The 23,974-nt window shown below is 44.7% G+C and carries 17 protein-coding genes; 9 read left to right on the forward strand and 8 right to left on the reverse strand.

Annotated features, from left to right (window positions below; genetic code table 11):
- Nucleotides 1-133: 133 nt before the first annotated feature.
- A complete protein-coding gene (locus tag R7P64_RS06675; protein WP_005377965.1) occupies nt 134-511 on the reverse strand; it encodes a hypothetical protein in 378 nt (125 codons plus the stop codon).
- 288 nt (nt 512-799) lie between these two features.
- Nucleotides 800-3,154: a helicase-related protein gene (locus R7P64_RS06680; protein ID WP_318123315.1), complete on the reverse strand. Its 2,355-nt coding sequence runs from the start codon at nt 3,152-3,154 to the stop codon at nt 800-802.
- A 213-nt stretch (nt 3,155-3,367) separates the two neighbouring features.
- Between R7P64_RS06680 and R7P64_RS06685 the strand changes: the two genes are divergently transcribed.
- From R7P64_RS06685 to R7P64_RS06695, 3 genes are all read left to right on the forward strand, one after another.
- A complete protein-coding gene (locus R7P64_RS06685) occupies nt 3,368-5,056 on the forward strand; it encodes an NAD-dependent malic enzyme (RefSeq protein WP_005377977.1) in 1,689 nt (562 codons plus the stop codon).
- Between the two features lie 154 nt (nt 5,057-5,210).
- Nucleotides 5,211-5,945 (forward strand): vancomycin high temperature exclusion protein, encoded by a 735-nt coding sequence (locus R7P64_RS06690; RefSeq protein ID WP_318123287.1) that lies wholly within the window; start codon nt 5,211-5,213, stop codon nt 5,943-5,945.
- A gap of 218 nt (nt 5,946-6,163) precedes the next feature.
- Nucleotides 6,164-7,534 (forward strand): SLC13 family permease, encoded by a 1,371-nt coding sequence (locus tag R7P64_RS06695; protein WP_065274401.1) that lies wholly within the window; start codon nt 6,164-6,166, stop codon nt 7,532-7,534.
- A 142-nt stretch (nt 7,535-7,676) separates the two neighbouring features.
- Here R7P64_RS06695 and R7P64_RS06700 read toward each other — a convergent pair whose 3' ends face one another.
- Nucleotides 7,677-9,014: a GGDEF domain-containing protein gene (locus R7P64_RS06700; protein ID WP_318123289.1), complete on the reverse strand. Its 1,338-nt coding sequence runs from the start codon at nt 9,012-9,014 to the stop codon at nt 7,677-7,679.
- Nucleotides 9,015-9,347: 333 nt separating this feature from the next.
- On the opposite strand from R7P64_RS06700, the gene R7P64_RS06705 reads away from it, so the two are divergent.
- Complete coding sequence (locus R7P64_RS06705; RefSeq protein ID WP_053303179.1) at nt 9,348-10,172, forward strand: DUF2797 domain-containing protein; 825 nt, start codon at nt 9,348-9,350, stop codon at nt 10,170-10,172.
- Nucleotides 10,173-10,262: 90 nt separating this feature from the next.
- On the opposite strand, the gene R7P64_RS06710 is transcribed toward R7P64_RS06705, so the two are convergent.
- Complete coding sequence (locus R7P64_RS06710; RefSeq protein ID WP_033905128.1) at nt 10,263-11,498, reverse strand: cysteine desulfurase-like protein; 1,236 nt, start codon at nt 11,496-11,498, stop codon at nt 10,263-10,265.
- On the reverse strand, nt 11,482-12,138 hold the full coding sequence (locus tag R7P64_RS06715) for a 2OG-Fe dioxygenase family protein (RefSeq protein ID WP_005377989.1): 657 nt from the start codon (nt 12,136-12,138) through the stop codon (nt 11,482-11,484). Before R7P64_RS06715 ends, R7P64_RS06710 begins: the two co-directional genes overlap by 17 nt.
- 359 nt (nt 12,139-12,497) lie before the next feature.
- Between R7P64_RS06715 and trxB the strand changes: the two genes are divergently transcribed.
- The 3 genes from trxB to cydC all read left to right on the forward strand — a co-directional run bounded on the left by trxB (nt 12,498) and on the right by cydC (nt 17,062).
- A complete protein-coding gene (gene trxB / locus R7P64_RS06720; protein WP_005377991.1) occupies nt 12,498-13,457 on the forward strand; it encodes a thioredoxin-disulfide reductase in 960 nt (319 codons plus the stop codon).
- Nucleotides 13,458-13,560: 103 nt separating this feature from the next.
- Nucleotides 13,561-15,348, forward strand: coding sequence for a heme ABC transporter permease/ATP-binding protein CydD (gene cydD, locus R7P64_RS06725; protein ID WP_213880118.1), 1,788 nt, complete (start codon nt 13,561-13,563; stop codon nt 15,346-15,348).
- A complete protein-coding gene (gene cydC, locus R7P64_RS06730) occupies nt 15,341-17,062 on the forward strand; it encodes a heme ABC transporter ATP-binding protein/permease CydC (protein ID WP_213880116.1) in 1,722 nt (573 codons plus the stop codon). Before cydD ends, cydC begins: the two co-directional genes overlap by 8 nt.
- 97 nt (nt 17,063-17,159) lie before the next feature.
- On the opposite strand, the gene R7P64_RS06735 is transcribed toward cydC, so the two are convergent.
- From R7P64_RS06735 to R7P64_RS06745, 3 genes are all read right to left on the reverse strand, one after another.
- Entirely contained in the window at nt 17,160-18,491 is a 1,332-nt protein-coding gene (locus R7P64_RS06735; protein WP_318072242.1) for a D-serine ammonia-lyase, read from the reverse strand.
- Between the two features lie 83 nt (nt 18,492-18,574).
- Nucleotides 18,575-19,669 (reverse strand): 3-phosphoserine/phosphohydroxythreonine transaminase, encoded by a 1,095-nt coding sequence (gene serC / locus R7P64_RS06740; RefSeq protein WP_213871581.1) that lies wholly within the window; start codon nt 19,667-19,669, stop codon nt 18,575-18,577.
- 137 nt (nt 19,670-19,806) lie between these two features.
- The gene (locus tag R7P64_RS06745) at nt 19,807-21,075 is read right to left on the reverse strand and encodes a DUF945 family protein (RefSeq protein WP_318123292.1); all 1,269 of its coding nucleotides are present in this window, start codon (nt 21,073-21,075) and stop codon (nt 19,807-19,809) included.
- 186 nt (nt 21,076-21,261) lie between these two features.
- Here R7P64_RS06745 and R7P64_RS06750 point away from each other — a divergent pair, with 186 nt between their 5' ends.
- Nucleotides 21,262-23,202 (forward strand): ATP-binding protein, encoded by a 1,941-nt coding sequence (locus R7P64_RS06750; protein ID WP_318123293.1) that lies wholly within the window; start codon nt 21,262-21,264, stop codon nt 23,200-23,202.
- Nucleotides 23,199-23,696: a response regulator gene (locus R7P64_RS06755; RefSeq protein WP_017820839.1), complete on the forward strand. Its 498-nt coding sequence runs from the start codon at nt 23,199-23,201 to the stop codon at nt 23,694-23,696. Before R7P64_RS06750 ends, R7P64_RS06755 begins: the two co-directional genes overlap by 4 nt.
- Nucleotides 23,697-23,974 lie beyond the last annotated feature (278 nt).

Here is a 23,974-nt window from a genome sequence, read left to right on the forward strand (position 1 = left end):
GCAAATACTCTATATTCATCACACTTCCTAAGACCTGTGACAAAAACCTCAAAATAAAAAAACGACCTACTTTGAGGTCGCTTTTCATTGCACTATTGTTAAGTGGTACATCGATGAAGTGGAAATGCTCAGCCTAAAACTTGATGTTCAGGACATCTTGTTCTGACGTATCCACCTTCAACTGACTGCGAGATTCTATGTACTCGATTTGCTGAACATCGAGCGAATATGGCATAACGACTCGCAATTCATTGATCCCTTCATGTTTAGCTAGCTGGGTTAAGCGGACCAAATTGGATTCATCACTTTTACGAGAAGACATCGATTTTAATGCGGCATCCCACAACCGATCTTCAGGCTTGCTCAATTCCGCAATGTTCTGTTTCCACATCAAACCGAAAATAGGCGCGATGGTGGCAAATGCCTCTAAAAAGGTCCATTTTTTACTACCTGTCGCTCCTAAAAAGCTAGTGTAGTCGAATTCAATGCACGTCTTTCCTTGTTGATCCATTCTATGCCCCCGACACTCGAAAATGAGATATACCAAATATCGTTCAACTGTTTTGATATAGCAATGGGATATAAAACATTCGTCTTTTATGCCCTAATTTACATACAAAAGGAAATATTAAAACCAGCTTTGTAACAACTGATGTACAGCTTCGCCATATATAAGCATTCAATTGATTAATATTTCAATTAAGAAACTAAAAACAACACGCAAGTAACGCTATCAATATGAAATCATTATAGATTCACCAAGAAAATATCAATTCTTGTCACAACGTCATCCGCCGACCTACTTTACATCAATCACTCGACTGGCCTTTTTATACTGTATCTTCCAACCAGCCCAACGTGGCAGCTCCCAACGCTTCGGGTCCCCCTTACGGTTTCCCTCTCGATAAACGACCTGTACCAGCTTGCGAGACGCGTAATACTCAACATCCAGTTGGAGTTCTGGCAGCGAAAGTTCTAAAGGGTACTGCTCCGTGAAATCGTCGTATTCCCATTCTGGAACACCGTTAAATGTTAAGTCTTCCGGTTCAAACAACGCCATATCATCGACATTTTCAACGCCTAATGTTTCCAACTGATCCTTTAACCAGCTAGAAAATGTCAAGGAGGCCAAGTCGTTAACCTCTTCTCCTTCGACATTAAGGCCCAATGCGTTGTAGAGTTTCCAGTGTTGGATTTGTTGTTTTCTTTGAGAAGCAAATCCTGGTAACAGTGTCTCGTCTTCTATCATTTCGACAATAGACTGAACAGCAACATCACCTTTTAACGCTTGATGTTCAGTACAGATTGTTCGTCCGGCGTAGACCAAATGCATCGTTGCTCTTGGGGTCTCCTCTTCATAATTCGTCTCACCTTGTTGCCACTCCCCTAGCTCAAGTTCGCGTAATAATGTCAGCGGGATAGGCATCATAACCGATGCGAGGTTCAGTGTTTGCTTAACGCCTCGTCCTGGCACGCTATGGCTATCTAGCACGATGGCCGCTTCTTCTTTATCAGGAAAGCGGCTGTTACGCCCAACCAGCATCTCGACTACGCCATTTCCTAGAGCATCCCTTCGACGAGCTCGTCGGACAAACACAAGCTCAGGGTGCAATGAGGCGATGGAGAAAAAGAGCGCTTCACGTTTATATCGAGAGGCAACGTCAAGTTCCGGTAATTCAAATACTTCTCGCATTTGTTTCGCTAAACCTTGTGCCTCTTCGAGTGCGCTGGCATCAATGACAATGCCCGGAAGTCGCTCCCCTCGAACCAAACGGATCAGCAAAGAGGCATCACATCCGTATGGCTCCTCTTGAGATAGAAGCTCAGCAACTTCACCACTTTGTCGCTGATAGAGCTGCGCAGGCACAGATAAGGCGGCAGCCAAATCAATCATTGCTTCCTTCTCTGGCTTCGCTTGAATTCTGGTAACAAGATCGGCAAACAGTGCATCAATGGGTAGTGGATATACTTTTCTCCCGTGCTGCGTGACATTGCCGCCTTCATCAATCGCTTCCATAGATAACAACGTCGAATGAGATGCCTCTAGCGACTTTGGGGGAATTGAGTCGAGAAAATCGAGTGTTGAGAGACGATACCCACAACAAGCTGCTGCCAGCATGGGCTCGACGAGCTCTTCTCTGTGTAATTCTGGAGGTGTCACCAACTCTAAAGGCGCGTGCTCACCATATAGACGAATACAAGCCCCTTCGGCAACGCGACCTGCTCGCCCCATTCGCTGCGCGGCACTGGCCTTAGAAATGTTGGTTAGCGTCAGTGCTGTACGTCCATTTCGTTGTACAGTTCTGCGCTCTAAGCCGCTATCAATGACAACTCGGATGTTAGGTATCGTTAAGGAGGTTTCCGCAACATTGGTTGCCAATACGACTTTTCGTTGTTTTTGCGTAGTTAACGCGCGGTGCCGTTCTTCATCACTAACCGAGGCATGAAGTTTGACCACCATGACTTCGCCGCAACTTTGTAGCATCTGAGCACATTGGGTGATCTCTTTGCGTCCAGGCAGGAAAACAAGAATATCGCCATCTTCATCTTCCAGTGCTTCTTTTACCGCTCCGACAACCTCCTGTTCACATCCCTTTTTGTTCGGTAAATAGCGGCTGTCTGTAGAACGATGTGTCACCGTGACTGGAAAGCAACGTCCCTCCGAACTCAGGCGCTTAGCATTCAGGTAACGAGCAAGCTTTTCGCCTTCTAAGGTAGCGGAAGTGACGATCAATCGATGTTGATTTTCTTGCTTCAAAATGGCGGTTAATAGATCAATATCCCAGCGTCGCTCGTGAAATTCGTCCACTATCACGACATCAAAGTCTGCTAGCTTGTTTTCCGAAAACCAACGCAGTGCAACCCCCGGAGTGACAAATACAACTTCGGTTTTTTCATCAAAATAGGCATGAAGCTTGATCGCGTAACCGACTTTGCGACCTATTGGCTCTCCAGATTGCTCCGCAAGAAATTCAGCCAGCGAGGTACAAGCAATTCGACGTGGTTCAATAACCAGAACGCGTCCGTGTTTTGCCGCCCACATGGGCAAGCGGGTAGATTTACCCGACCCGGTTTCGGCTTCCACCACAAGATGGTTAAGGCTTACATGATGGTCAAACTCGGCTTGCAGGCTGTCGATAGGTAGTTGAAACATAGAAATTGGATTTGATTTGATGATGCAAAACATTATACCCAAGTAAAAAAATCCTGCTTTAGGTATCTCTAAACAACCAATATTGCCGATATTTTCGTCGGTATCTGAATTTTTTTGCGACATTACATTGATGTGCATCAACGCATGTTTACAACTAAATAGTGAACCCGTTAAAATTTGGTGCGCATCCTTCAACCCTACATAAGGCACCCAATGAACAACGATAAACGCCCACTATATATTCCATATGCGGGTCCGGCTCTTTTAGCAACCCCTCTTTTGAACAAAGGCAGTGCATTCTCTGCTGAAGAACGTAGTTCATTCAACTTAGAAGGTCTGCTTCCAGAGTCGACCGAAACTATCCAAGAGCAGGTGGAACGTGCCTACCAGCAATACAAAAGTTTCGAAAGCGATATGGATAAACACATTTATCTGCGTAATATCCAAGACACCAACGAAACATTGTATTACCGCCTAGTGCAAAATCACATTTCTGAGATGATGCCTATCATCTACACGCCGACTGTTGGCGCAGCATGTGAAAACTTCTCTAACATTTACCGTCGTGGTCGCGGTCTGTTCATTTCATACCCGAACCGTGACCGTATTGACGACTTGCTGAACAACGCAGCAAACCACAACGTTAAAGTGATTGTTGTGACAGATGGCGAACGTATCCTTGGCTTGGGTGACCAGGGTATCGGCGGCATGGGTATTCCTATCGGTAAACTGTCACTATATACCGCGTGTGGTGGTATCAGCCCTGCTTACACGCTACCAATCGTGCTTGATGTGGGTACCAATAACCCGCAACGCTTAGCTGATCCGATGTACATGGGTTGGCGTCATCCTCGTATTACGGGTGCAGAATACGATGCATTTGTAGAAGAGTTTATCCAAGCGGTACAGCGCCGTTGGCCTGATGCTTTGATCCAGTTCGAAGACTTTGCTCAGAAAAATGCGATGCCTCTTCTAGAGCGTTACAAAGACCGCGTGTGTTGCTTCAATGATGATATTCAGGGTACTGCAGCTGTTACTGTTGGCTCTCTACTTGCAGCTTGTAAAGCAGCAGGAACTCAGCTTTCTAAACAACGTATTACCTTCCTAGGCGCAGGGTCTGCTGGTTGTGGTATCGCAGAAGCGATCATCGCACAAATGGTATCGGAAGGAATTTCTGACGAGCAAGCTCGCTCACAAGTTTACATGGTTGACCGTTGGGGTCTGTTACAAGAAGGCATGCCTAACCTTCTTGATTTCCAACAACGCTTGGTGCAAAAGCATACCAATACGAAAGAGTGGGAAAATGAAGGAAATGGCTTCTCACTACTCGATGTTATGCGTAACGCCAAGCCAACGGTACTAATTGGTGTTTCTGGTGCTCCTGGCCTATTTAGCCAAGAAGTCATCGAAGAAATGCATAAACACTGTAAGCGTCCGATTGTCTTCCCACTGTCGAACCCAACAAGCCGCGTGGAAGCGACACCGAACGACATCATTCGTTGGACAAATGGTGAAGCACTGGTTGCGACAGGTAGCCCATTTGAGCCAGTGGTTCATGAAGGTCGCACTTACCCTATTGCACAATGTAACAACAGCTACATCTTCCCAGGCATTGGCCTTGGTGTACTTGCTGTCAATGCAAAACGTGTCACTGACGAGATGCTAATGGAATCAAGTCGCGCGCTCGCAACATGTTCTCCTCTAGCAATCAACGGTCGTGGGGCTCTACTTCCACCACTAGAAGAGATCCACTTAGTATCGAAAAAAATCGCATTTGCCGTTGGTAAAAAGGCAATTGAACAAGGTGTCGCATTAGAAATTACTGATGAAGCATTGAACGTGGCAATTGAACAGTCGTTCTGGCAACCTGTTTACCGCCGCTACAAACGCACTGCGTTCTAAGCTTGAGACAATTCGTTTAATAATTAGCCCCTACCATGTAGGGGCTTTTATTTTTTTATCATCCTAACCAGATTTTGGCATAAATGGGCTTCTCTCTTTTTGTTTCTATCAGATATGATGAGAACTACATTTTTAGTTAAGGATATAAAACGTTTTGTTGTTTTCTCGCATAAGATCAAAGTGGAAGCTGAAATTTTCCTGGAAGCGATTTGCTTTGATTTTGTCGATCTCTGTACTTAGTCTGCTTGTTTCTGTTATTGCCATCGACCGGTGGGTGGTTTTACAAGCCAAAGAAAGCATTTTCACTGAATACGAACAAATACCTCAACATGAGGTTGCTGTGGTTCTCGGTACCAGTAAATACATCGGTAAGATCCTCAACACTTACTACACTCATCGTATTAATGCGGCGATTGAGCTTTACAACCAAGGCAAAGTAAAACAGTTTTTATTGAGTGGCGATAACGCCCACCGTTCATACAACGAACCGTGGACAATGAAACGCGACTTACTTAAAGCAGGCGTGCCTGAAGAAGTGATTCACCTTGATTATGCTGGCTTTCGTACCTTAGATTCGATTGTACGAGCGAAAAAAATTTTTGCTTCGGAGCGATTTCTGATTGTGACTCAGCGCTTTCACTGTGAACGCGCACTGTTCATCGCTGATGCTTACAGCATTGATGCGCAGTGTCTCGCGGTAGCAGGGCCGACGGCCAACAAGCAAAAAACATCGATGCGTGTTCGAGAACTGCTAGCCCGTGTGAAAGCGTTTTTAGACCTGTACATTATCAATACGCAGCCTAAGTTTCTTGGCCCTCAAGAACCTATCGTTGCAGTAAAAGAACCAAATAAAGCAGCTAACGAGCCTCTTCAAGTCCCCGTCGAATAGAGGAATAACGTGGCTCACAAGCCTAGTAACATTTCTATAAAACAAATGGGTAGTTTTCTACCCATTTCCAATTCTCAACATCACACTTTCTAATTTGCTCTACGATTCAGGCAAAACTCTTTTTCGCATTCAAAGTAACATTTCATCAATAAATAACTACAAGTCAGTTACTTTGCCATAAAAAACCGACAAAAGGCAATGCAAAAGGAGCACTACCCATGACCGCACTCGCTGTGACATTGAAGAATTGGTTCTTCACTCGCAACAGCATGATTTTGAACGCGAATATCCTATTGTTCATTATCTTGTTTAATACCTTACCCTTTGAACCACAAGTAGTAACCGGCCTGAGCATCTTAGTTTTTGTTGCTATTCTGTGGCTAACCGAAGCGATTCACGTCAGCATTACTGCGCTGCTCATACCACTACTTGCGGTATTTTTGGGTGTGTTCAACACTCAAGCCGCACTGAATAACTTTTCCAACTCCATCATTTTTCTATTTTTGGGTGGTTTTGCACTAGCTGCGGCTCTACATAAACAAAAGTTAGATCAAGCTATTGCAGATAAAGTACTATTGCTGGCAAGAGGAAAAATGTCTGTCGCTGTATTCATGCTATTTGGTGTGAGTGCTGGCCTGTCAATGTGGATTTCAAACACCGCCACCGCCGCGATGATGTTACCGCTTGTGCTGGGTGTGATGGCAAAGCTAGACGCCAAGAAAAACCACAACACCTTTTTGTTTGTTCTACTCGGTATCGCTTACAGTGCTTCAATTGGTGGTATTGCAACACTGGTTGGTAGCCCACCAAACGCAATTGCAGCAGCTGAAGTTGGCCTTAGCTTCACTGAATGGATGAAGTTTGGTGTACCTATTTCCCTAGTATTAATGCCAATCGCTATCCTCGTATTGTACACGATGACTAAGCCTGACCTTAGCCACAAGTTTGACCTTGACCATCAACCAGTCGAATGGACAAACGGCAAAATGATTACGTTGGCGATTTTCTTACTGACCGTGACGTTGTGGATATTCAGTAAGCCTATTAACGCTATGCTGGGTGGCTTCGCGAAGTTCGATACTCTTGTAGCTATTGGCGCCATCCTTCTACTTGGTGCTTCTCGCGCCGTCGAGTGGAAAGATATTGAGAAAACAACCGACTGGGGTGTGTTAATCCTATTTGGTGGTGGTATCTGTCTGAGTAACGTCCTAAAAACAACCGGAACAAGCGTATTTTTGGCTCATAGCTTGTCAGGCTTCCTTGAGCAAGCCGGTATTCTCTTAACGATTCTTGCAGTGGTTGCTTTTGTTGTCTTCTTGACTGAGTTTGCGAGTAACACCGCCAGTGCTGCGCTACTTGTCCCTGTATTTGCGACCATTGCAGAAGCCTTGGGTATGTCTCCGGTTATTCTTTCTGCACTGATTGCCGTCGCTGCATCTTGTGCATTTATGTTACCAGTTGCGACGCCTCCAAATGCGATTGTGTTCGGTACGGGTCATATCAAGCAAAAAGAAATGATGCGAATTGGCTTCGTCTTAAACATTGCCTGTATTGCTGCACTAACGCTTTTCGCTTGGTTGTTCTGGTAAAAAATAGCAAGTTCGATTAGCACTACACTGCTGCTCACGGTAATCATATCGATGACCTAAACTTCCCCCTAAGTGGTGTTCAGCAGTTTCCCTCTTGGTGGCCAGTTGGCCACCTTTTTTTATTCCTTTGAGTGACGAATCGTTAGGCTTGCTTCTTTTCGCAGGCAAGCAAACCATAATGAACCTCGACCCGGTTACGACCATTGCGCTTCGCTTGATAGAGCACTTCATCTGCTCTCGCCATGGTTTCTGAGACGCGTTCATTTTGCATTTGGGCGACGCCAATGCTGCATGTTAATGATTCACCGTGTACCCACAAATGACTCTCCACATTTTTGCGAATCATTTCCGACTTCTTCACAGCTTGATCAATATTGGTGTCAGGGCAAAATACAACAAATTCTTCTCCCCCCCAACGAACAAGTCGGTCATCTGGGTAGATGGAACTTGCCACCACCATGACAAATTCGCGCAATATGTCATCCCCCATTTGGTGCCCAAATTTGTCATTCACCTTCTTAAATTTATCCAAATCCATATAAAGGATACTGAATGTACTATGCCCCCAGCGAACTTGCCGTGATTGCTGCTCAAGCCAGTGCTGAACTGCGTGACGGTTCATCGCTCCCGTCAACGCATCGCGATGCGCCAACTCTGCAAACTCATAGTTTTGAGCTCGCAAAGTATTATTCACCTTTTCCAAATGACGGTGACGCTTTTGCGCTTTTTCATAAGCCACTCTATTTTTTCGTAACTCATGCAGAGAAAAAGCCAGTCCAAGCGCCATCCAAGAGATTAATAATGCATACAACAATGTTTCTTGCGCAAGGTAAGCGCCTTCAAACTCAATTTTATCAATCACAATTCTATGTTTACCAAGTGCCACACCAGACCCAGTTGCAATATCAATACGTGTGATGTTTGAAAATTCAGGTGCAGAGTGTTCAATCGCGACTCCGTTATCTACTAACCACCAGGTCATCACCTGAAGATTTTTAATCGGAATTTCGACAATATCGCTCGAACCCGATGGAGAAAACTGCATGCCATTATATTTAATGGTGTACTCGTCGTCCGGCTTGGAATACTCAGAATTATAATTGCGAAGATACAAACGTAGGTCGTGGCTAGGGTTAGCCCCTATTCCTGCCTCTTCATATCGCACCTTCAATCGAATCGTATGGTAGTTGGAAAGGTCAATACCCTGTGTTGGCGTTGCTGAATCGGTATAAACCGAGATTCCGCAGTAAGGCCAAGCATACGAGCTCTGCTTTAGTTCACAGCTAAGGACTAGGCTTTGCCGATCGTATGTGATATCTGCCTCACTCACACCTCCTTCACTGGCATCTTTAGTTGCATAGATATTGAAATGCTCAGGTGTAATGGTCAGCTTTCGCGTATCGCCAAGCACACTATAAAGGGCAACCAAACTGATAGTGCAAATAGAAAGAGCAAAGATAAAGTTATGGATCCACTTCATGGGCAAGTGACCTGCTGAGATTATACAATACGTGGGGTTCAATAATTTCAAAAATGAAATCAAGGTGATTTATCAAGAAATAAAATCGCTTTTTCATTCAATTCTTAGTTTCGACACATGGTAACGGATTTTGAACCGTTATCACGTTTTAAAATTTCTAAAAAGTGCAGCCCAACTTCTATTTGCGAAGCATTTCACAACCATAATTTTTAGAAAATAAAACACGATGCATAATAATTTAGTGCAAGACATTTACTTTAAAGCTCCTGTCAACCCTGCATCTCTTCTCCACTTCAGTATATACTGTGCAAAAACACAATAATGAGTAATGTCATGTCATTAATTGCAACTGGCACGCTAAACAAAATGCGTGCTTCTCTGGACGGTGCCGTCAACTACCGTCTTCCTGTCGGTGAGGAAGAAATCGACTTAACTCCGTTTCTGGGTAAAACGCTCACACTGACTCACACTGGCAATATTTTTTGTTGCTCATGTGGAAAGAAAACGAAAAAGAGTTATTCGCAAGGCCACTGTTTTGTATGCATGAAAAAGCTAGCAAGCTGCGACATGTGTATCATGAAGCCAGAGACCTGCCACTACGATCAAGGGACTTGTCGCGAACCACAATGGGGTGAAGAGAATTGCATGGTGGATCACTTTGTCTACCTGTCCAACACATCCAGCTTAAAAGTTGGTATTACTCGTCATACTCAAATCCCGACTCGTTGGATTGACCAAGGCGCGACTCAGGGCTTGCCAATTTTTAAAGTAAAAACTCGCCATATCTCCGGTTTAATTGAAGTTGAACTGGCGAAACATATCGCAGACAAGACCAATTGGCGCACACTGTTAAAAGGTGACGGTGAACCTATGGCATTGCAGGACCGTTTTGCTGAGCTATTGCCTTTAGTCGAAGAGAAAATTGCCGAGATAAAACAGCAATTCGGCGAAGATGCCATTGAAGTATTAAACGAAAGCATTACCGACCTTAGCTACCCGGTACAACAGCACCCAACGAAGATCACTTCGCATAACTTCGATAAAAACCCGGTTGTTACTGGCACTTTGCAAGGCATCAAAGGTCAATACCTCATCTTTGATACTGGCGTTATTAATGTAAGAAAATTCACTTCCTATGAAGTTGAAGTTAGTGCGTAATCGCTTGCAGAACGCGTTGATTCAAATAAAAACGAAAAAAGCTCGAGTTTGACTCGAGCTTTTGTTTTTCTATTAGGAAGAAATCGTTAGTTATGCGTCAAGGATGCTTTCTAGCACATCGAATAACATATCGACTTCTTCTATTGTGTTGTAATGCATACAACCAATTCGCACTACACCACCCGATTCTTCTAAACCAAGTTGACGAACTAAGCCCAACGCATAAAAGTGACCATTCCATACACAAATGTTATGTTCACCCAGTGTTTTCGCGATGAACTCTGGAGAATATCGGTCAAACGTTAGCGCAAAAGTTGGCGTGCGGAGTTGGCTATCTTCCTTTGCGATACCGAATAGATTGACACCATCTAATGCATTCAAACGCTGTAAGAAACGCTCACTCAAGCGCTGCTCATGTTGTTCATACAGTTGGTAGCTTTGCTCCAACCGTTGGCGAAGAGGTAAACCGACTTCACCAAATTGAGCCAGATACTCAACCGCAGAAACGACACCAGCAAGACCTTCAAAACTTTGCGTTCCTGTTTCAAATCGACCTGGACCTATATTAGTGGCAGGCTCGACTTTGTATGGGCGAATACTGTGGAGCCACTGATCGGCTATGTAAGCAATACCAACGTGCGGTCCGAAAAACTTGTAAGCTGAGCAAGCTAAAAAGTCACAACCTAACGCTTGAACATCAACCAAATGATGAGGCGCATAATGGACGGCATCCACATAAACTTGTGCCCCAACATTGTGCGCCATGCTGACTACATGCTGTACATCCACAATAGAGCCCGTCGTGTTCGATGCATAAGTCACAGCGACAAGGCGCGTTTTATCAGAAAGAAGGCGGCTTAAATGCTCCATATCCAGCGTACAATCTTCTTCGTTGATACGAACTTGATGAACCGTAACGCCTTTATCTTCTGCCGCTTGCTGCCAGCTGGATACATTTGAATAGTGATCCAAAGCGGAAACAATGATCTCATCTCCTGCTTGCCAATCTCGACTAATCGCGCGACTAAGCTGAAAGGTTAGTGAGGTCATATTGGCACCGAAGACAATATTGCCAGATGAAGGTGCATTAAGTAGAGCCTGAGCCGACTCACGCGCATTTTGCATTACGTCAACGGTCACTTGGCTAGAAAAATAATGCCCGCCTAAGTTAGCGTTGAAACGACCTAAATACCCTACCATGCTGTCTAGTACTGATTGAGGCACTTGTGAGCCACCTGGACCATCAAAAAACGTCACGGGCTTGTCGTTGTGGTATTGAGCCAACGCCGGAAATTGCTCTCTGATCTGATTAAGATTGAAGTTCATTACGCTTATCCGTAGCCGTGAGTACAAATACATCCATATGGCCCGCTTCGTCATCAATAACAGAGCGGATTGGGCACGCGTTATGCCACAGCTTGCTATCAGCCAAGATTGCGACCTCTCCGGTTTCTAGCACTTTACGGAAAAATGGGGCTTGGTTATGGCTGCTGTACAGCATGATGTCGCCACCGATGATGTTATGGCGTCCCACACCAACCATTGCAATGTGATCAAAACCGTCTTGGTGCACACCTTCAGGTGCTACTTGGGTTTCTTCTTCCAGTGCCCTGATACGGATTTGGTGAATTTCTATTTCTTGACCGTTTGGCAGATGATTCGCATTGACAAACAATTCACACATTTCTCGAAAGCCATCGCTGGTAAGAATATCCTTCTCAATTGGCTCGAATTGTCTTACAACATCACCTTGAAATCGGTTGATATCAGAGGATTGAACAAAGCTATTTTTATTTAAGTCGATGACTTTGCCGTTATCAAAACCAACCACAGAATAACGTCGTAGTCGATACTGACCATCTGCATGTTCGGTACGAGGCAGTTCTTCAAACGATGGGGAAAGCTGCTCAATTGCTGCCATGCTGAGCTGTGTTAAATGTAGAGTATTCTCACGTGAATGTAACATCATTTGCTCCTTTAATGAGGCACATTAATTAACATTTAATTTACACACTAGGTTACGCAAATATTCTGCAATTACCAGCTTTTAACGTTGATAGCTTCAACAAAACGACGAAAACAACATAACAAACCAAACCAAACCACAAAAACAGAGCCATGTTTCAGTTTTACGCTTTGACAATATTTGAAACTAGACTTCTCTACTACGAATAGAATTTTATGCTAGAAGTCAACGTTCTCAATCAATATTTAGTGGGTTCTAATCTATAACCAATTATTCGATCACAATCGTTGTTTATGCTTTTAAAGCACTAAGAATTTCCATACAATCGAGGGAAATGTTACGCCCTTTTTGGAGCCATAATGAGCGACGTAAAACACTGTAAATTATTAATTCTTGGTTCTGGTCCTGCAGGATACACAGCTGCCGTCTACGCAGCGCGTGCAAACTTAAACCCTGTGCTTGTGACGGGAATGCAACAAGGTGGTCAGCTAACCACCACAACTGAAGTTGAAAACTGGCCAGGCGATGCTGAGGGACTGACAGGTCCAGCATTGATGGATCGCATGAAAGAACACGCCGAGCGTTTTGAAACTGAAATCGTATTTGATCACATCAATGAAGTAGAGCTATCACAACGCCCATTTCGTTTAAAAGGCGACTCAGGTGAGTACACTTGTGATGCCTTAATCATATCTACCGGCGCATCAGCAAAATACCTTGGCCTTGAGTCTGAAGAAGCATTTAAAGGTCGCGGCGTTTCTGCTTGTGCAACCTGTGACGGTTTCTTCTACCGTAATCAGAAAGTTGCAGTTGTGGGCGGTGGTAACACGGCTGTTGAAGAAGCGCTATACCTATCTAACATTGCGTCAGAAGTTCACCTGATCCACCGCCGCGATTCATTCCGCGCAGAGAAGATCCTTGTGAAACGTCTGATGGATAAAGTTGAAAGCGGTAATATCGTTCTTCATACCGATCGCACTCTCGATGAAGTACTGGGTGACGATATGGGCGTAACGGGCGTCCGCATTAAAGACGTGAACAGCGGTGCGACAGAAGATATCGACGTAATGGGTGCATTCATCGCAATTGGCCACCAGCCAAACACACAAATCTTTGAAGGCCAAGTAGACATGAAAGATGGCTACATCATCGTTCAATCAGGTCTTGAAGGCAACGCAACACAAACTAGTATCGAAGGTGTATTTGCAGCTGGCGACGTAATGGACCACAACTACCGTCAAGCGATCACCTCTGCAGGTACAGGTTGTATGGCTGCATTAGATGCTGAACGTTTCTTAGACTCACTTGGTGACAAATAACTTTTCACATTTGTGTCATATCCTTAAAGCCCAGCGGTATTCCCGCTGGGTTTTCTTTTGTATACTACCGCCTCATTAAAACAATTATCATTAAGCCTTCACGATGGATAAGAAAAAGCAAAGCAGCTTGAATAAGTGGCTGAAGCAACAAAGTAAGTTAGCCAAGCGCTGGCTTATGATTGCGATAGGCCTAGGCGTACTTTCAAGCGTGTTTTTATTGGCTCAAGCAGCCCTGCTCGCCTCCATTCTGCACCAGTTAATCATTGACCAAGTCGACAAAGCCGACCTCATTTGGCATTTTGTTGGGCTCGGTGGCACGGTTATCGGTCGAGCTGCTTGTACCTGGGGTCGAGAGCTTGCCGGTTACCGTTGCGGGGAGCAAATTCGAGTTTATATTCGCCAACTCATTTTAGATAAAGTTCATAAACTTGGGCCAGCTTACATCAAAGGCAAACCTGCTGGCAGTTGGGCAACGCTCATCTTAGAGCAGGTAGAAGATATGCAAGATTTCTTCTCACGCTACTTACCTCAAATGTCATTATCGGTACTAGTGCCTTTCATCATTTTGGTTGTCGTATTCCCAGTAAACTGGGCAGCAGGCTTGATCTTCCTGGTCACTGCACCACTAGTGCCTATTTTCATGGCACTGGTTGGGATGAAAGCCGCAGAAGCAAACCGTAAAAACTTTAAAGCGATGCAGCGTTTGTCGGGTCACTTTTATGACCGCTTGCAAGCAATGACAACCATTCGCTTATTCGATAGAACAAAATCTGAAACTGAGACGCTAAAGGGTGCTTCAGAAGTCTTTCGTACTCGTACCATGGACGTTCTGAAAATCGCGTTTCTGTCTTCTGCGGTGTTAGAGTTTTTCACTTCTATTTCTATCGCAGTTACCGCTGTCTACTTTGGCTTTAGTTATATCGGGGAGCTGGACTTCGGCTACTACGGCACAGGTGTTACGCTCTTTGCTGGTTTGTTCATTCTGATTCTTGCGCCAGAGTTTTATCAGCCATTACGTGATTTGGGCACGTTCTATCATGCGAAACAGCAAGCGGTTGGCGCAGCAGAAAGCATTGTCGAGTTTCTGGATTTGGAAGTCGATCAAATCAAAGATGGTACCCAAGCGTTAGATAAAAACAGCCCTATCCATATTGAAGCGGACCAGTTAACCATTTTTAGTCCGGAAGGTAAGCAGCTCGCAGGTCCCCTATCCTTCTCTCTTGAAGCCAACAAAAGTACGGCTTTAGTTGGACCAAGTGGCGCAGGCAAAACAAGCTTGGTAAACACCATCCTCGGTTTCATGCCTTATCAAGGTAGCTTGAAGATTAATGGTTGTGAATTGTCGCGACTGGATCTAGCCACATGGCGAGAGGCAGTAAGCTGGATTGGTCAAAACCCGATGCTATTACACGGTAGCATTCGAGATAACATCACACTAGGTAAGCACAATATTCAGGATGCAGACGTACATTCTGTGTTGAATGACTCTCACGCTGCTGAATTTGTTGAAATGCATGGGTTGGATTATCCGATATCTGATCGTTCTGGTGGTTTATCTGTCGGCCAAGCGCAGCGTTTAGCACTGGCTCGCGCCATGCTACAAAATGGTCGTTTTTGGTTATTAGATGAACCAACCGCAAGCTTAGATGCTCGCAGTGAAAAACTCGTGATGGAAGGCATTAACAAGTATGCGCATGCCACAACGAATTTGATGATTACTCACCAACTTGCGCCTTTACAAAACGTATCGCAAATTCTTGTTATGCAGGACGGCCAGATTGTTCAACGTGGTGATTACGCCACACTGTCGACAGAATATGGCTTATTTAAAGACATGTTGGAAGCGAACCTCGCACAACGTGAAACAGACAAGGGGAACTTAGATGCGTGATTTACTCCCTTATCTAAAACTCTATAAGAAACACTGGTTTGGTCTTTCGCTAGGTATGCTACTGGCATTTCTGACCTTAGCGGCGTCTATTGGCTTATTAACTCTATCAGGTTGGTTTATTTCAGCCGCAGCGGTGGCAGGCTTGACGGTTGCTCGTGAGACCTTCAACTACATGTTACCAGGTGCCGGGGTACGCGGCGCTGCAATGGCTCGAACCGCAGGTCGATGGGGAGAACGTGTCGTTAGCCACAATGCAACGTTCAAGCTGCTTACCGATCTACGTATCTTCTTCTTTAAGAAACTTGCACCACTGATTCCGGGTCGTGTTTCTACGATGCGTGATGCCGATCTGCTCAACCGCCTAGTAGCGGACGTAGATGCGATGGATCACGTTTACCTTCGACTTATCAGCCCTGTCGTGATTGGTGTTTTTGGCATATTGAGTTTAACGGCTGTCCTGGCGTTCTTTGATTGGCATCTCGCCCTACTGCTTGGCTCGATTCTTACCGTCATGTTGTTTGTATGGCCAGTACTGTTCTATAAACTGGGTAAAAACAATGGCGAGAAGCTCACTCATCATAAAGCGCAATTGCGAGTGGCGACACTGGACTGGCTTCAAGGCTACAGCGAACTGAGTATCTTTGGAGCAGAAGAACGTTATCGTAATCTCATTCTAGAGAAGCAGAAGCAGTTGCTGTCTAACCAATTTGTGAACGCGAACTTAACGGGCATGGCTTCAGGCCTGCTTATGCTGGTGAACGGCATTACACTGGTTGTGATGCTTTGGTTTGCTGCAGACGGCGTAGGTGGTCGTGCTCCTGATCCTTGGATTGCGCTGTTTGCGTTTGCAACCATGGCGAGCTTTGAGATTCTGATGCCTATCGCGGGCGCATTCCAGTATCTCGGTCAAACGTTGACCTCTGCTCGTCGTTTAAATGAAGTAATTTTGGCTGAACCTGACGTTGTCTTCCCTGAGCAGTCGAAACATAAAGACACAACGTTAGACATTGAATTCGACAACATAGATTTTACTTACCCTGACGGTCAGCAAAAGGTGCTGAAAGACTTGTCACTCTCACTACCGTTGGGCACTAAAACTGCAATTGTAGGTCAAACAGGTTCAGGTAAATCAACACTGATTCAGCTTCTTTGCCGCTACTGGGATGTTAACCAAGGTGAAGTTCGAATCGGTGGTACAAAACTGCGAGATTGGAGCGAGTCGGACCTGCGGGCAGCAATGACTGTGGTCAGTCAACGCGTAGATGTACTAAACGGGACACTACGTGACAACTTACTCATGGCCGCTCCGGATGCAAGTGATGAGCAACTGTCTACTATTTTACAAAAAGTCGAGCTTGGCGGACTTCTTGAAGAGCCGGGGTTAGACGCTTGGTTAGGCGACGGCGGTCGTCAGTTATCTGGTGGTGAGAAACGTCGAATCGGTATTGCTCGAGCATTGCTACGTGATGCCCCAATCCTACTCTTAGATGAACCGACTGAAGGCCTCGATAAGCGTACGGAACAAAAAGTGATGGCGCTTTTCAGTGAACACTTTGCTAATAAGACAGTAGTATTCATTACACACCGACTGATAGAGCTAGAAAGTATGGATAGCATCTGTTTGATGGAACAAGGTGAGATCATCGAACAAGGCGACCATCCAACGCTACTCGCTCAAAAAGGTCGTTACTACCAGCTATTACAATCTCTATAATTCGATTTTCAGTGACGAGAAGGGCTCATCAAACGATGAGCCCTTTTGTTATTCCTGTATTATTAGTTACCTAATTAAGCACGTATACAGTGCTGATTTACCGACCAGATTTTTTGAGATAAGCCGCCATTTCATCTTCCGGAACCATGCCCCCACCTGTTGCCCAAACAAGATGTGTTGCGTTTTTGAGTTTTTCTTCGTCAAATTTCATTCGAGACTGGTAAGCATGGTTATTCGAGACGTGCACTGCACCAATCATACCGGCTAATGCAGAAGGCTCTAGATTAATACCTTCCAGTTCACTTAACTCACCCAAGTGGTGATACATACGAGCGTCATCAATGGTGTAAAAACCATCAAGTAGCCTTTCCATCGCTCTTCCGACAAATCCCGAGGCACGCCCGACTGCCAAACCATCAGCTGCGGTGATGTTATCGATACCCAAATCTTGTACCGAAATATCGTCATGCAAGCCTGTATGTACGCCCAACAGCATGCACGGTGAGTGCGTTGGCTCTGCGAAAATACAGTGGACATGCTCGCCAAAGGCTACCTTCAAGCCAAATGCCACGCCACCAGGCCCGCCGCCAACACCACAAGGAAGATAAACAAACAATGGATGATGCTCATCAACAACGATTCCCAAGTCATCAAACTGCTGCTTAAGACGCTCACCCGCAACAGAGTAACCTAGAAACAGCGTCCGTGAGTTTTCATCATCGATAAAGAAACAGTTGGGATCTTTTTCTGCCTCTTTACGACCTTGCTCGACAGCAATACTATAATCTTCTTGGTGCTCTACGACATTAACACCATGTGACCGGAGCTTATTTTTCTTCCATTCCCGCGCATCCGCAGACATGTGGACTGAAACTGAAAAACCCAGCTTCGCACTCATGATACCGATGGACATACCAAGATTGCCGGTTGAGCCAACCGCAATACTATACTGCTTAAAAAACTGCCGATACTCATTGCTGAACAATTTGCTGTAATCATCGCTTTCACAGAGCAAGCCGGCTTCAAACGCCAACTTTTCTGCATGAGTGAGCACTTCATAAATACCACCTCTCGCTTTGATCGAACCAGAAATTGGCAAATGACTGTCTTTTTTGAGCATTAAATGGCCCAATATTGGTGTGTCGTATTGCTGCTCCAAACGCACTTTCATATTGGGAATATCCACCACTGGGGACTCAATAATGCCACGCGACGTTTCCGTTTCGGGAAACGCTTTCATCAAATAAGGCGCAAATCGTGTTAGCCGTTCACTCGCCGCTTGAATATCTTTTTCATCTAACCCGACATGAGGTAAGCCTTCCTCCAAGGAAGTGATATGGGGGTTGAACCAACAAACCTCTTCAAGATCAATAAGTGCTGCCAAGAGTGGGAACTGCTTAGTCAGCGCTTCAATATTTGCCTTGGTCATTTTACCTTCCTGGAATGATGTGAGTTGAGATAAACAAAAGCGCCGCAATAGCGACGCTTTGGAGAACAACTATCAGTTTGAGTTTACGCGTAGTTTTTCTCAAACTCTTGCATGAAGTCTACTAACGCTTGAACGCCTTCTAGCGGCATTGCGTTATAAATGGATGCTCGCATACCACCAACTGCTCGGTGACCTTTTAGCGCTTTCAGCCCTTTCGAGTCTGCTAACTCAAGGAAGGTTGCATCCAGTTCAGGCTTAGCAAGTTGAAATGGCACGTTCATCAAAGAACGGTTCGCTGAGTGCACGCCATTACGGTAGAAATCAGACTGATCGATGTAATCATACAGTAGCGCGGCTTTAGCACGGTTCACTTGCTCAATTGCTTTTACTCCACCCTGTGCCTTCAGCCATTTGAAAACAAGACCAGACAAGTACCATGCAAAGGTTGGTGGCGTGTTGAACATTGATTCTTTTTCTGCCAAAACAGTGTAATCCAAAATACTTGGTAGTACCTGCTTCGCCATACCTAATAAATCATCGCGCACGATAGCAATAGCAATGCCGGAAGGACCAATATTTTTCTGAGCGCCCGCGTAAATCACACCGTATTTCGACACATCAATTTCACGAGAAAGAATTGTCGAAGACATGTCAGCAACAATCGGTTTGTCGGTGATAGGAAGATCGTTAATCTCAATACCATCAATGGTCTCATTTGGACAGAAGTGAACGTAAGCCGCTTCTGGAGCAATTTTCCATTCACTTGCAGGTAGAACCGCGACTTTCCCGTTGATTTCTGTTCTTGCATCAAACACGTCTGGTTCGCAGTATTTTTTCGCTTCAGCTACCGCGCTTTCAGCCCAATAACCACCATCGATGTAAGTTGCCGTATCGGCATCACCAAGTAAGTTTAGAGGAACAGCAGCAAACTGAGCACGAGCACCACCTTGGCAGAACAGCACTTTATAGTTGTCCGGAATATTCAGAAGATCACGTAAATCCTGCTCGGCTTCTTCTGCAACTTTGATGAACTCTTTGCTTCGGTGGCTGATTTCCATGACCGAAGTGCCAAGACCTTGCCAATCGATTAGTTCCTGTTGTGCTTGCTGCATAACTGCTTTAGGCAGACCTGCTGGCCCTGCACTGAAGTTAAATACGTTGTCCGTATTTTGTTCCATGATGCTCATTGCTCCTGCTATGTAAATATTACGAAATTAATATCACGTTTTCGCAGTGATAAAAACAAGAAAAGAGGTCTTACGACCTCTTTTTAAAGACTAAGCGTTGAATTGGAACAAATTCGCAACAACACGAATTACTGTTGTTGCATCAAAGCAGGCATAAGTAGAGCCAACAATGGGAACTCATGCCCATTTTCGAACTTCAATTTGCCTTCACCAATTTCTGCTTTTAATTGATAACCGCCCTCTACTTTTTCGATCAACTCCATAATAAGGAGCTCATCAATCCCTTCTTGAATAAATGGGTAATGCGTTACTAATTCATCAGAGAAGTAAGTGCTAAGTTCACCAGTAGTGGCCGTCACCAACTTCATTGGATCTTGAGTAATATGCTCAGTACCTTCAGGGATGGATAGTTGCCACTCATTGTGGAACTTGCCGTCACCGAACGCGAGTGAAAGCTCGTTCACGGATAAATCAAAACCTTTGCTAAACAGCGTATCGACATGCGGCAATAAATTCGCAATTTCCTGCTCATCTAGCATAGGAGAGCTTTGATAGATAGACATAATTTGATCAAAAGACTGGCTATCCACATCTGCAATTGAGAAATCCAACTTAAAGTTATCGACATCCGTCCCATCAGTTAAACGCAGTTTCTTAGCATCTAGGTTTAATTGACTGTTCAGCTTATCACCAGACTCACTCATCGTAGTGTTACCACGGTAGCTCGCATTTTCAATCAAAAAGACAGGCGTTAAGTTCGCATCAACCACATCTAGCTTCTCTAGATAGAAAGATTGCTCGCCTAACCAGTAGCCTTTTGCTTGCTTTCCTTTACCTTGCCCTGTCAATGCATTCAGATGAAGCTCTTCACCGTTTTCAAAATCCACTTGAACAGAAGGAACGGAAACTTGGTAATTGAGATCACCCAATACCGTCACATCACCTGTTACTTTTGCAGGGCTTGTAGAAACAGAAACACCTTGCGCTTCGTTACGATAATGCCAACTGTCTAGGTCGAGGATAAATGCTGTATTGCCATTTAGTTGAGTCTGGCTATGCATCGTGAGAGGCAAAAAGTCATTGTCCACCAATTTTGAATCAGCTGTTAGGCTTGTTAGACCGTGGCTAACATCACTGGTTACATCAAACGTCGTTGGCATACCATCACGCTCTAGCTGAGTTTTAAGCTCAGGATCAACAACTGAATAACGAGTCAGCACGACTGAAGACAAGTAGCCACGCTGATACTCGACCACTTCACCTTTAATCATTTCATCATTCATATTGGTAATACCATCTTCAATGATGGACTGACCAATTTGTCCGACAGCCAATGGCCAACACAGTGCTAATGAGATAGCACCACCAATGGCGCCGATTTTTTTAAGATTTTGCATAACGTCACTTATTAGATATTTTCGGTCAGTCTACCCCAAACCACCTGCGGAGAAAACATTGAGACAAATCAGACTATTGATGCTTATTCTAGTCCATTAATCAGGAATCATACTTGGCTCCCACTCATCATGTCCTTTTATTGTTAAAGTTTGCGTGGAGAAGTTTTAACCGGAGCTAAAACATCTGTGAATCGTTATGCTGTGTTGTGTCTCGACAACAACCCAATCAGTGCTGAACAGTTTCGATTGGAGCTGTCTGCCTTCTCAAGTAAGTTTGATATATTTTCTGTCGAATCGATAGAAGAGGCTCAAAGCGCTTTAGAGTATCTAGAAGAAAGAGAACAGACTGTTGCTTTAGTTATAGCGAGCCATCACGCTCATTTTAACGGCGTGGATTTTCTTATTGGTTTAGACCGGATGCCACATACCGAGCAAGCAAGAAAAATTCTTATTAGCTGCTCGTCTGATATAGAGGCAATTCTCACTGCCGTTAATGAGGGCAGGCTCGACCACTGCCTCACTAAACCTTTGCCAGATCACGTCTTATTTAACACAGTGCAAAAAGAGCTGACCCAATTTATATTGCGAAACGGTAAAGAAGACCTGCTAAGTTACAGTCAGGTATTGGATCATCACAGCTTGTTGCGAGCGCACATCAATAATCAGATGAGCCATTATCAAGCCGGATTCTTACACGACTACCACTCGATGTCTGATACCGAGTTAGCCGAGCAAGTGATCTCCGCTCTCCAGCAATTTTTCAAAGATAATGACGAAACAAGAGCGTGCCGTACATACTCACCTGAACACTTATTAACCGTGGAAGGCGAGCCAAATAGCTTTTTGTGGTTTATCACCGAAGGTGAAGTGGCTCTGTACAAGCGCGATGAACAAGGCATGCAGCGAGAGGTTGTACGCCATAACAAAGGGAATATTGTCGGAGGCATGTCGTTTGTTACTGGGGAATGTTCTTTCTCGACAGCTCTAACACTAACCAAAACAGAAGTTATCAAACTCGATCGCAACGTATTCAATAAAGTGATGCAAAGCGACTCAAACTTACTGCCTCTTTTTACAAACTTGCTCTTACGCCACTTCAACCGCCGATTGCAAAGAAGCATCAACACCAAACTGCAACTTCAAAAAACGCTCGAATCTTTAGAATCAGCCCACCAGCAGCTCATTGAAAGAGAAAAAATGGCGATGCTTGGTCAATTGGTTGCGGGAGTGGCCCACGAACTAAACAATCCAGTAGCCGCGATATTAAGGGGCGTAGAGAATTTAACGCATACACTAGAACGATTACTTAACGATGCGCCCAGTTCCGATATACAAACCAAAGGCATTGAATTACTGAACAAAGCGCAAGCCTCAAAACCCGCTTCAACCGCCGAGCTCAGATCACACGTAAAAGCGCTTAGCCATACACTTCCAGACCGAGCATTAGCAAAGAAAGTGGTGAGCCTTGGATTAGAGTCCGATCAAGAGCTACTTACCCAACTAACGAGAAAGCAGCAAGCGTCTTATCATGCTCTCAATACACTAGAGCAATACCACAAAGCAGGTTCTACACTTCGCTCAATTAATGTCTGTGCAGCACGAATTGCTGATATGGTAAAAAGCCTGAAAGGATATGCTCGGTCAGATGATGAGACCCTGCACTATGCCGATATTCATGAGGGTATTGAAGACACCTTGGTGATTTTCGAGAACAAATTAAAAATGCACCAAGTTTCAACCGACTATGCAAACTTGCCTTCCATCCTTTGTCAACCGATCGCACTCCAACAGGTGTGGACGAATTTGGTCTCTAACGCCATTGACGCATTTCCAGAAAAAGGGGTGTTAAACATACAAACACGCCTTGTAGAAAAAGAGCACACAAATTATGCCGTTATCTCATTTGAAGATAATGGATGTGGCATTCCTGAGTCGCAAAGAGACGCCATTTTCGAGCTAAACTTCACCACAAAAAAAGAAGGTAACTTTGGCTTAGGCATCGGGCTGTCCATCTGCCAGCAAATCGTAACAGCACACAGAGGGTGGATTGACGTCGAATCAGAGATCGGCCAGTTCACACGAATGACCGTCTGGTTACCAGTCATCGAAGAAGGAGATGAAACATGACCAAGTATCTAATTTTATGTGTCGATGACGAACGAGAAGTCTTGGATAGCGTGCTCCAAGATCTTGCTCCCTTCGAGGAGAACTTTGTCGTCGAAGGAGCGGAATCGGTGACTGAAGCTCGGCAAGTGATTGAGGAGATGGCGGAAGAAGAAGTTCAGCTTGCGCTCATTTTATGTGACCACATTATGCCGGAACAAACTGGGATCAGCTTCTTAATCGAACTCAGTCAAAATGGTGACACAAAAGCAGCGCGCAAAGTTTTACTCACAGGACAAGCTGGTTTGGAAGACACCGTAGAAGCCGTAAATAACGCGAGTCTCGATTATTACATTGCCAAACCTTGGAAAGGTGAAGCATTGAGAAAAGCAATCGTGTCTCAGCTTACCGCGTTTGTTATTGAGAATGATGATAACCTGCTATCCTGGACTCAAATCCTTGATTCTGAGGCAATCCTCAACGCCATGGCAGATAGAAGAGCAAGCTTTGGCGAGTAATAAAGTGTTTAGTTCTAACTTGAACTCAACGATGCTCATTGAACCACCTTACCTCGCATAGTAGAACGAGGTTAGAAAAACATCGTTACTTGTCCGAGTGAAATTCTCGGACACTACGTATATGGCGTAGTTTTTGCTTAAACCAAGGAACTATTAAGTTAATTGACAAAACATCGACACATTTTTGTTGGTCGTCGACCTTCCTTTTTATTATGATGTCGGATAAATCAGATTACGGTTCAAGTGGTTGCTTGAATCCATGGAAATAATGAACAAGG

This window comes from Vibrio sp. 2304 (assembly GCF_033339475.1).
Taxonomy (GTDB): domain Bacteria; phylum Pseudomonadota; class Gammaproteobacteria; order Enterobacterales; family Vibrionaceae; genus Vibrio; species Vibrio alginolyticus.

Excerpts from the sequence above, each read along its gene's own strand:
- R7P64_RS06675 (WP_005377965.1), bottom strand. The coding sequence starts at position 511 with ATGGATCAACAAGGAAAGACGTGCATTGAATTCGACTACACTAGCTTT.
- R7P64_RS06680 (WP_318123315.1), bottom strand. The coding sequence starts at position 3,154 with ATGTTTCAACTACCTATCGACAGCCTGCAAGCCGAGTTTGACCATCAT.
- R7P64_RS06685 (WP_005377977.1), top strand. The coding sequence starts at position 3,368 with ATGAACAACGATAAACGCCCACTATATATTCCATATGCGGGTCCGGCT.
- R7P64_RS06695 (WP_065274401.1), top strand. The coding sequence starts at position 6,164 with ATGACCGCACTCGCTGTGACATTGAAGAATTGGTTCTTCACTCGCAAC.
- R7P64_RS06700 (WP_318123289.1), bottom strand. The coding sequence starts at position 9,014 with ATGAAGTGGATCCATAACTTTATCTTTGCTCTTTCTATTTGCACTATC.
- R7P64_RS06705 (WP_053303179.1), top strand. The coding sequence starts at position 9,348 with ATGTCATTAATTGCAACTGGCACGCTAAACAAAATGCGTGCTTCTCTG.
- R7P64_RS06710 (WP_033905128.1), bottom strand. The coding sequence starts at position 11,498 with ATGAACTTCAATCTTAATCAGATCAGAGAGCAATTTCCGGCGTTGGCT.
- R7P64_RS06715 (WP_005377989.1), bottom strand. The coding sequence starts at position 12,138 with ATGTTACATTCACGTGAGAATACTCTACATTTAACACAGCTCAGCATG.
- trxB (WP_005377991.1), top strand. The coding sequence starts at position 12,498 with ATGAGCGACGTAAAACACTGTAAATTATTAATTCTTGGTTCTGGTCCT.
- cydD (WP_213880118.1), top strand. The coding sequence starts at position 13,561 with ATGGATAAGAAAAAGCAAAGCAGCTTGAATAAGTGGCTGAAGCAACAA.
- cydC (WP_213880116.1), top strand. The coding sequence starts at position 15,341 with ATGCGTGATTTACTCCCTTATCTAAAACTCTATAAGAAACACTGGTTT.
- R7P64_RS06735 (WP_318072242.1), bottom strand. The coding sequence starts at position 18,491 with ATGACCAAGGCAAATATTGAAGCGCTGACTAAGCAGTTCCCACTCTTG.
- serC (WP_213871581.1), bottom strand. The coding sequence starts at position 19,669 with ATGGAACAAAATACGGACAACGTATTTAACTTCAGTGCAGGGCCAGCA.
- R7P64_RS06745 (WP_318123292.1), bottom strand. The coding sequence starts at position 21,075 with ATGCAAAATCTTAAAAAAATCGGCGCCATTGGTGGTGCTATCTCATTA.
- R7P64_RS06755 (WP_017820839.1), top strand. The coding sequence starts at position 23,199 with ATGACCAAGTATCTAATTTTATGTGTCGATGACGAACGAGAAGTCTTG.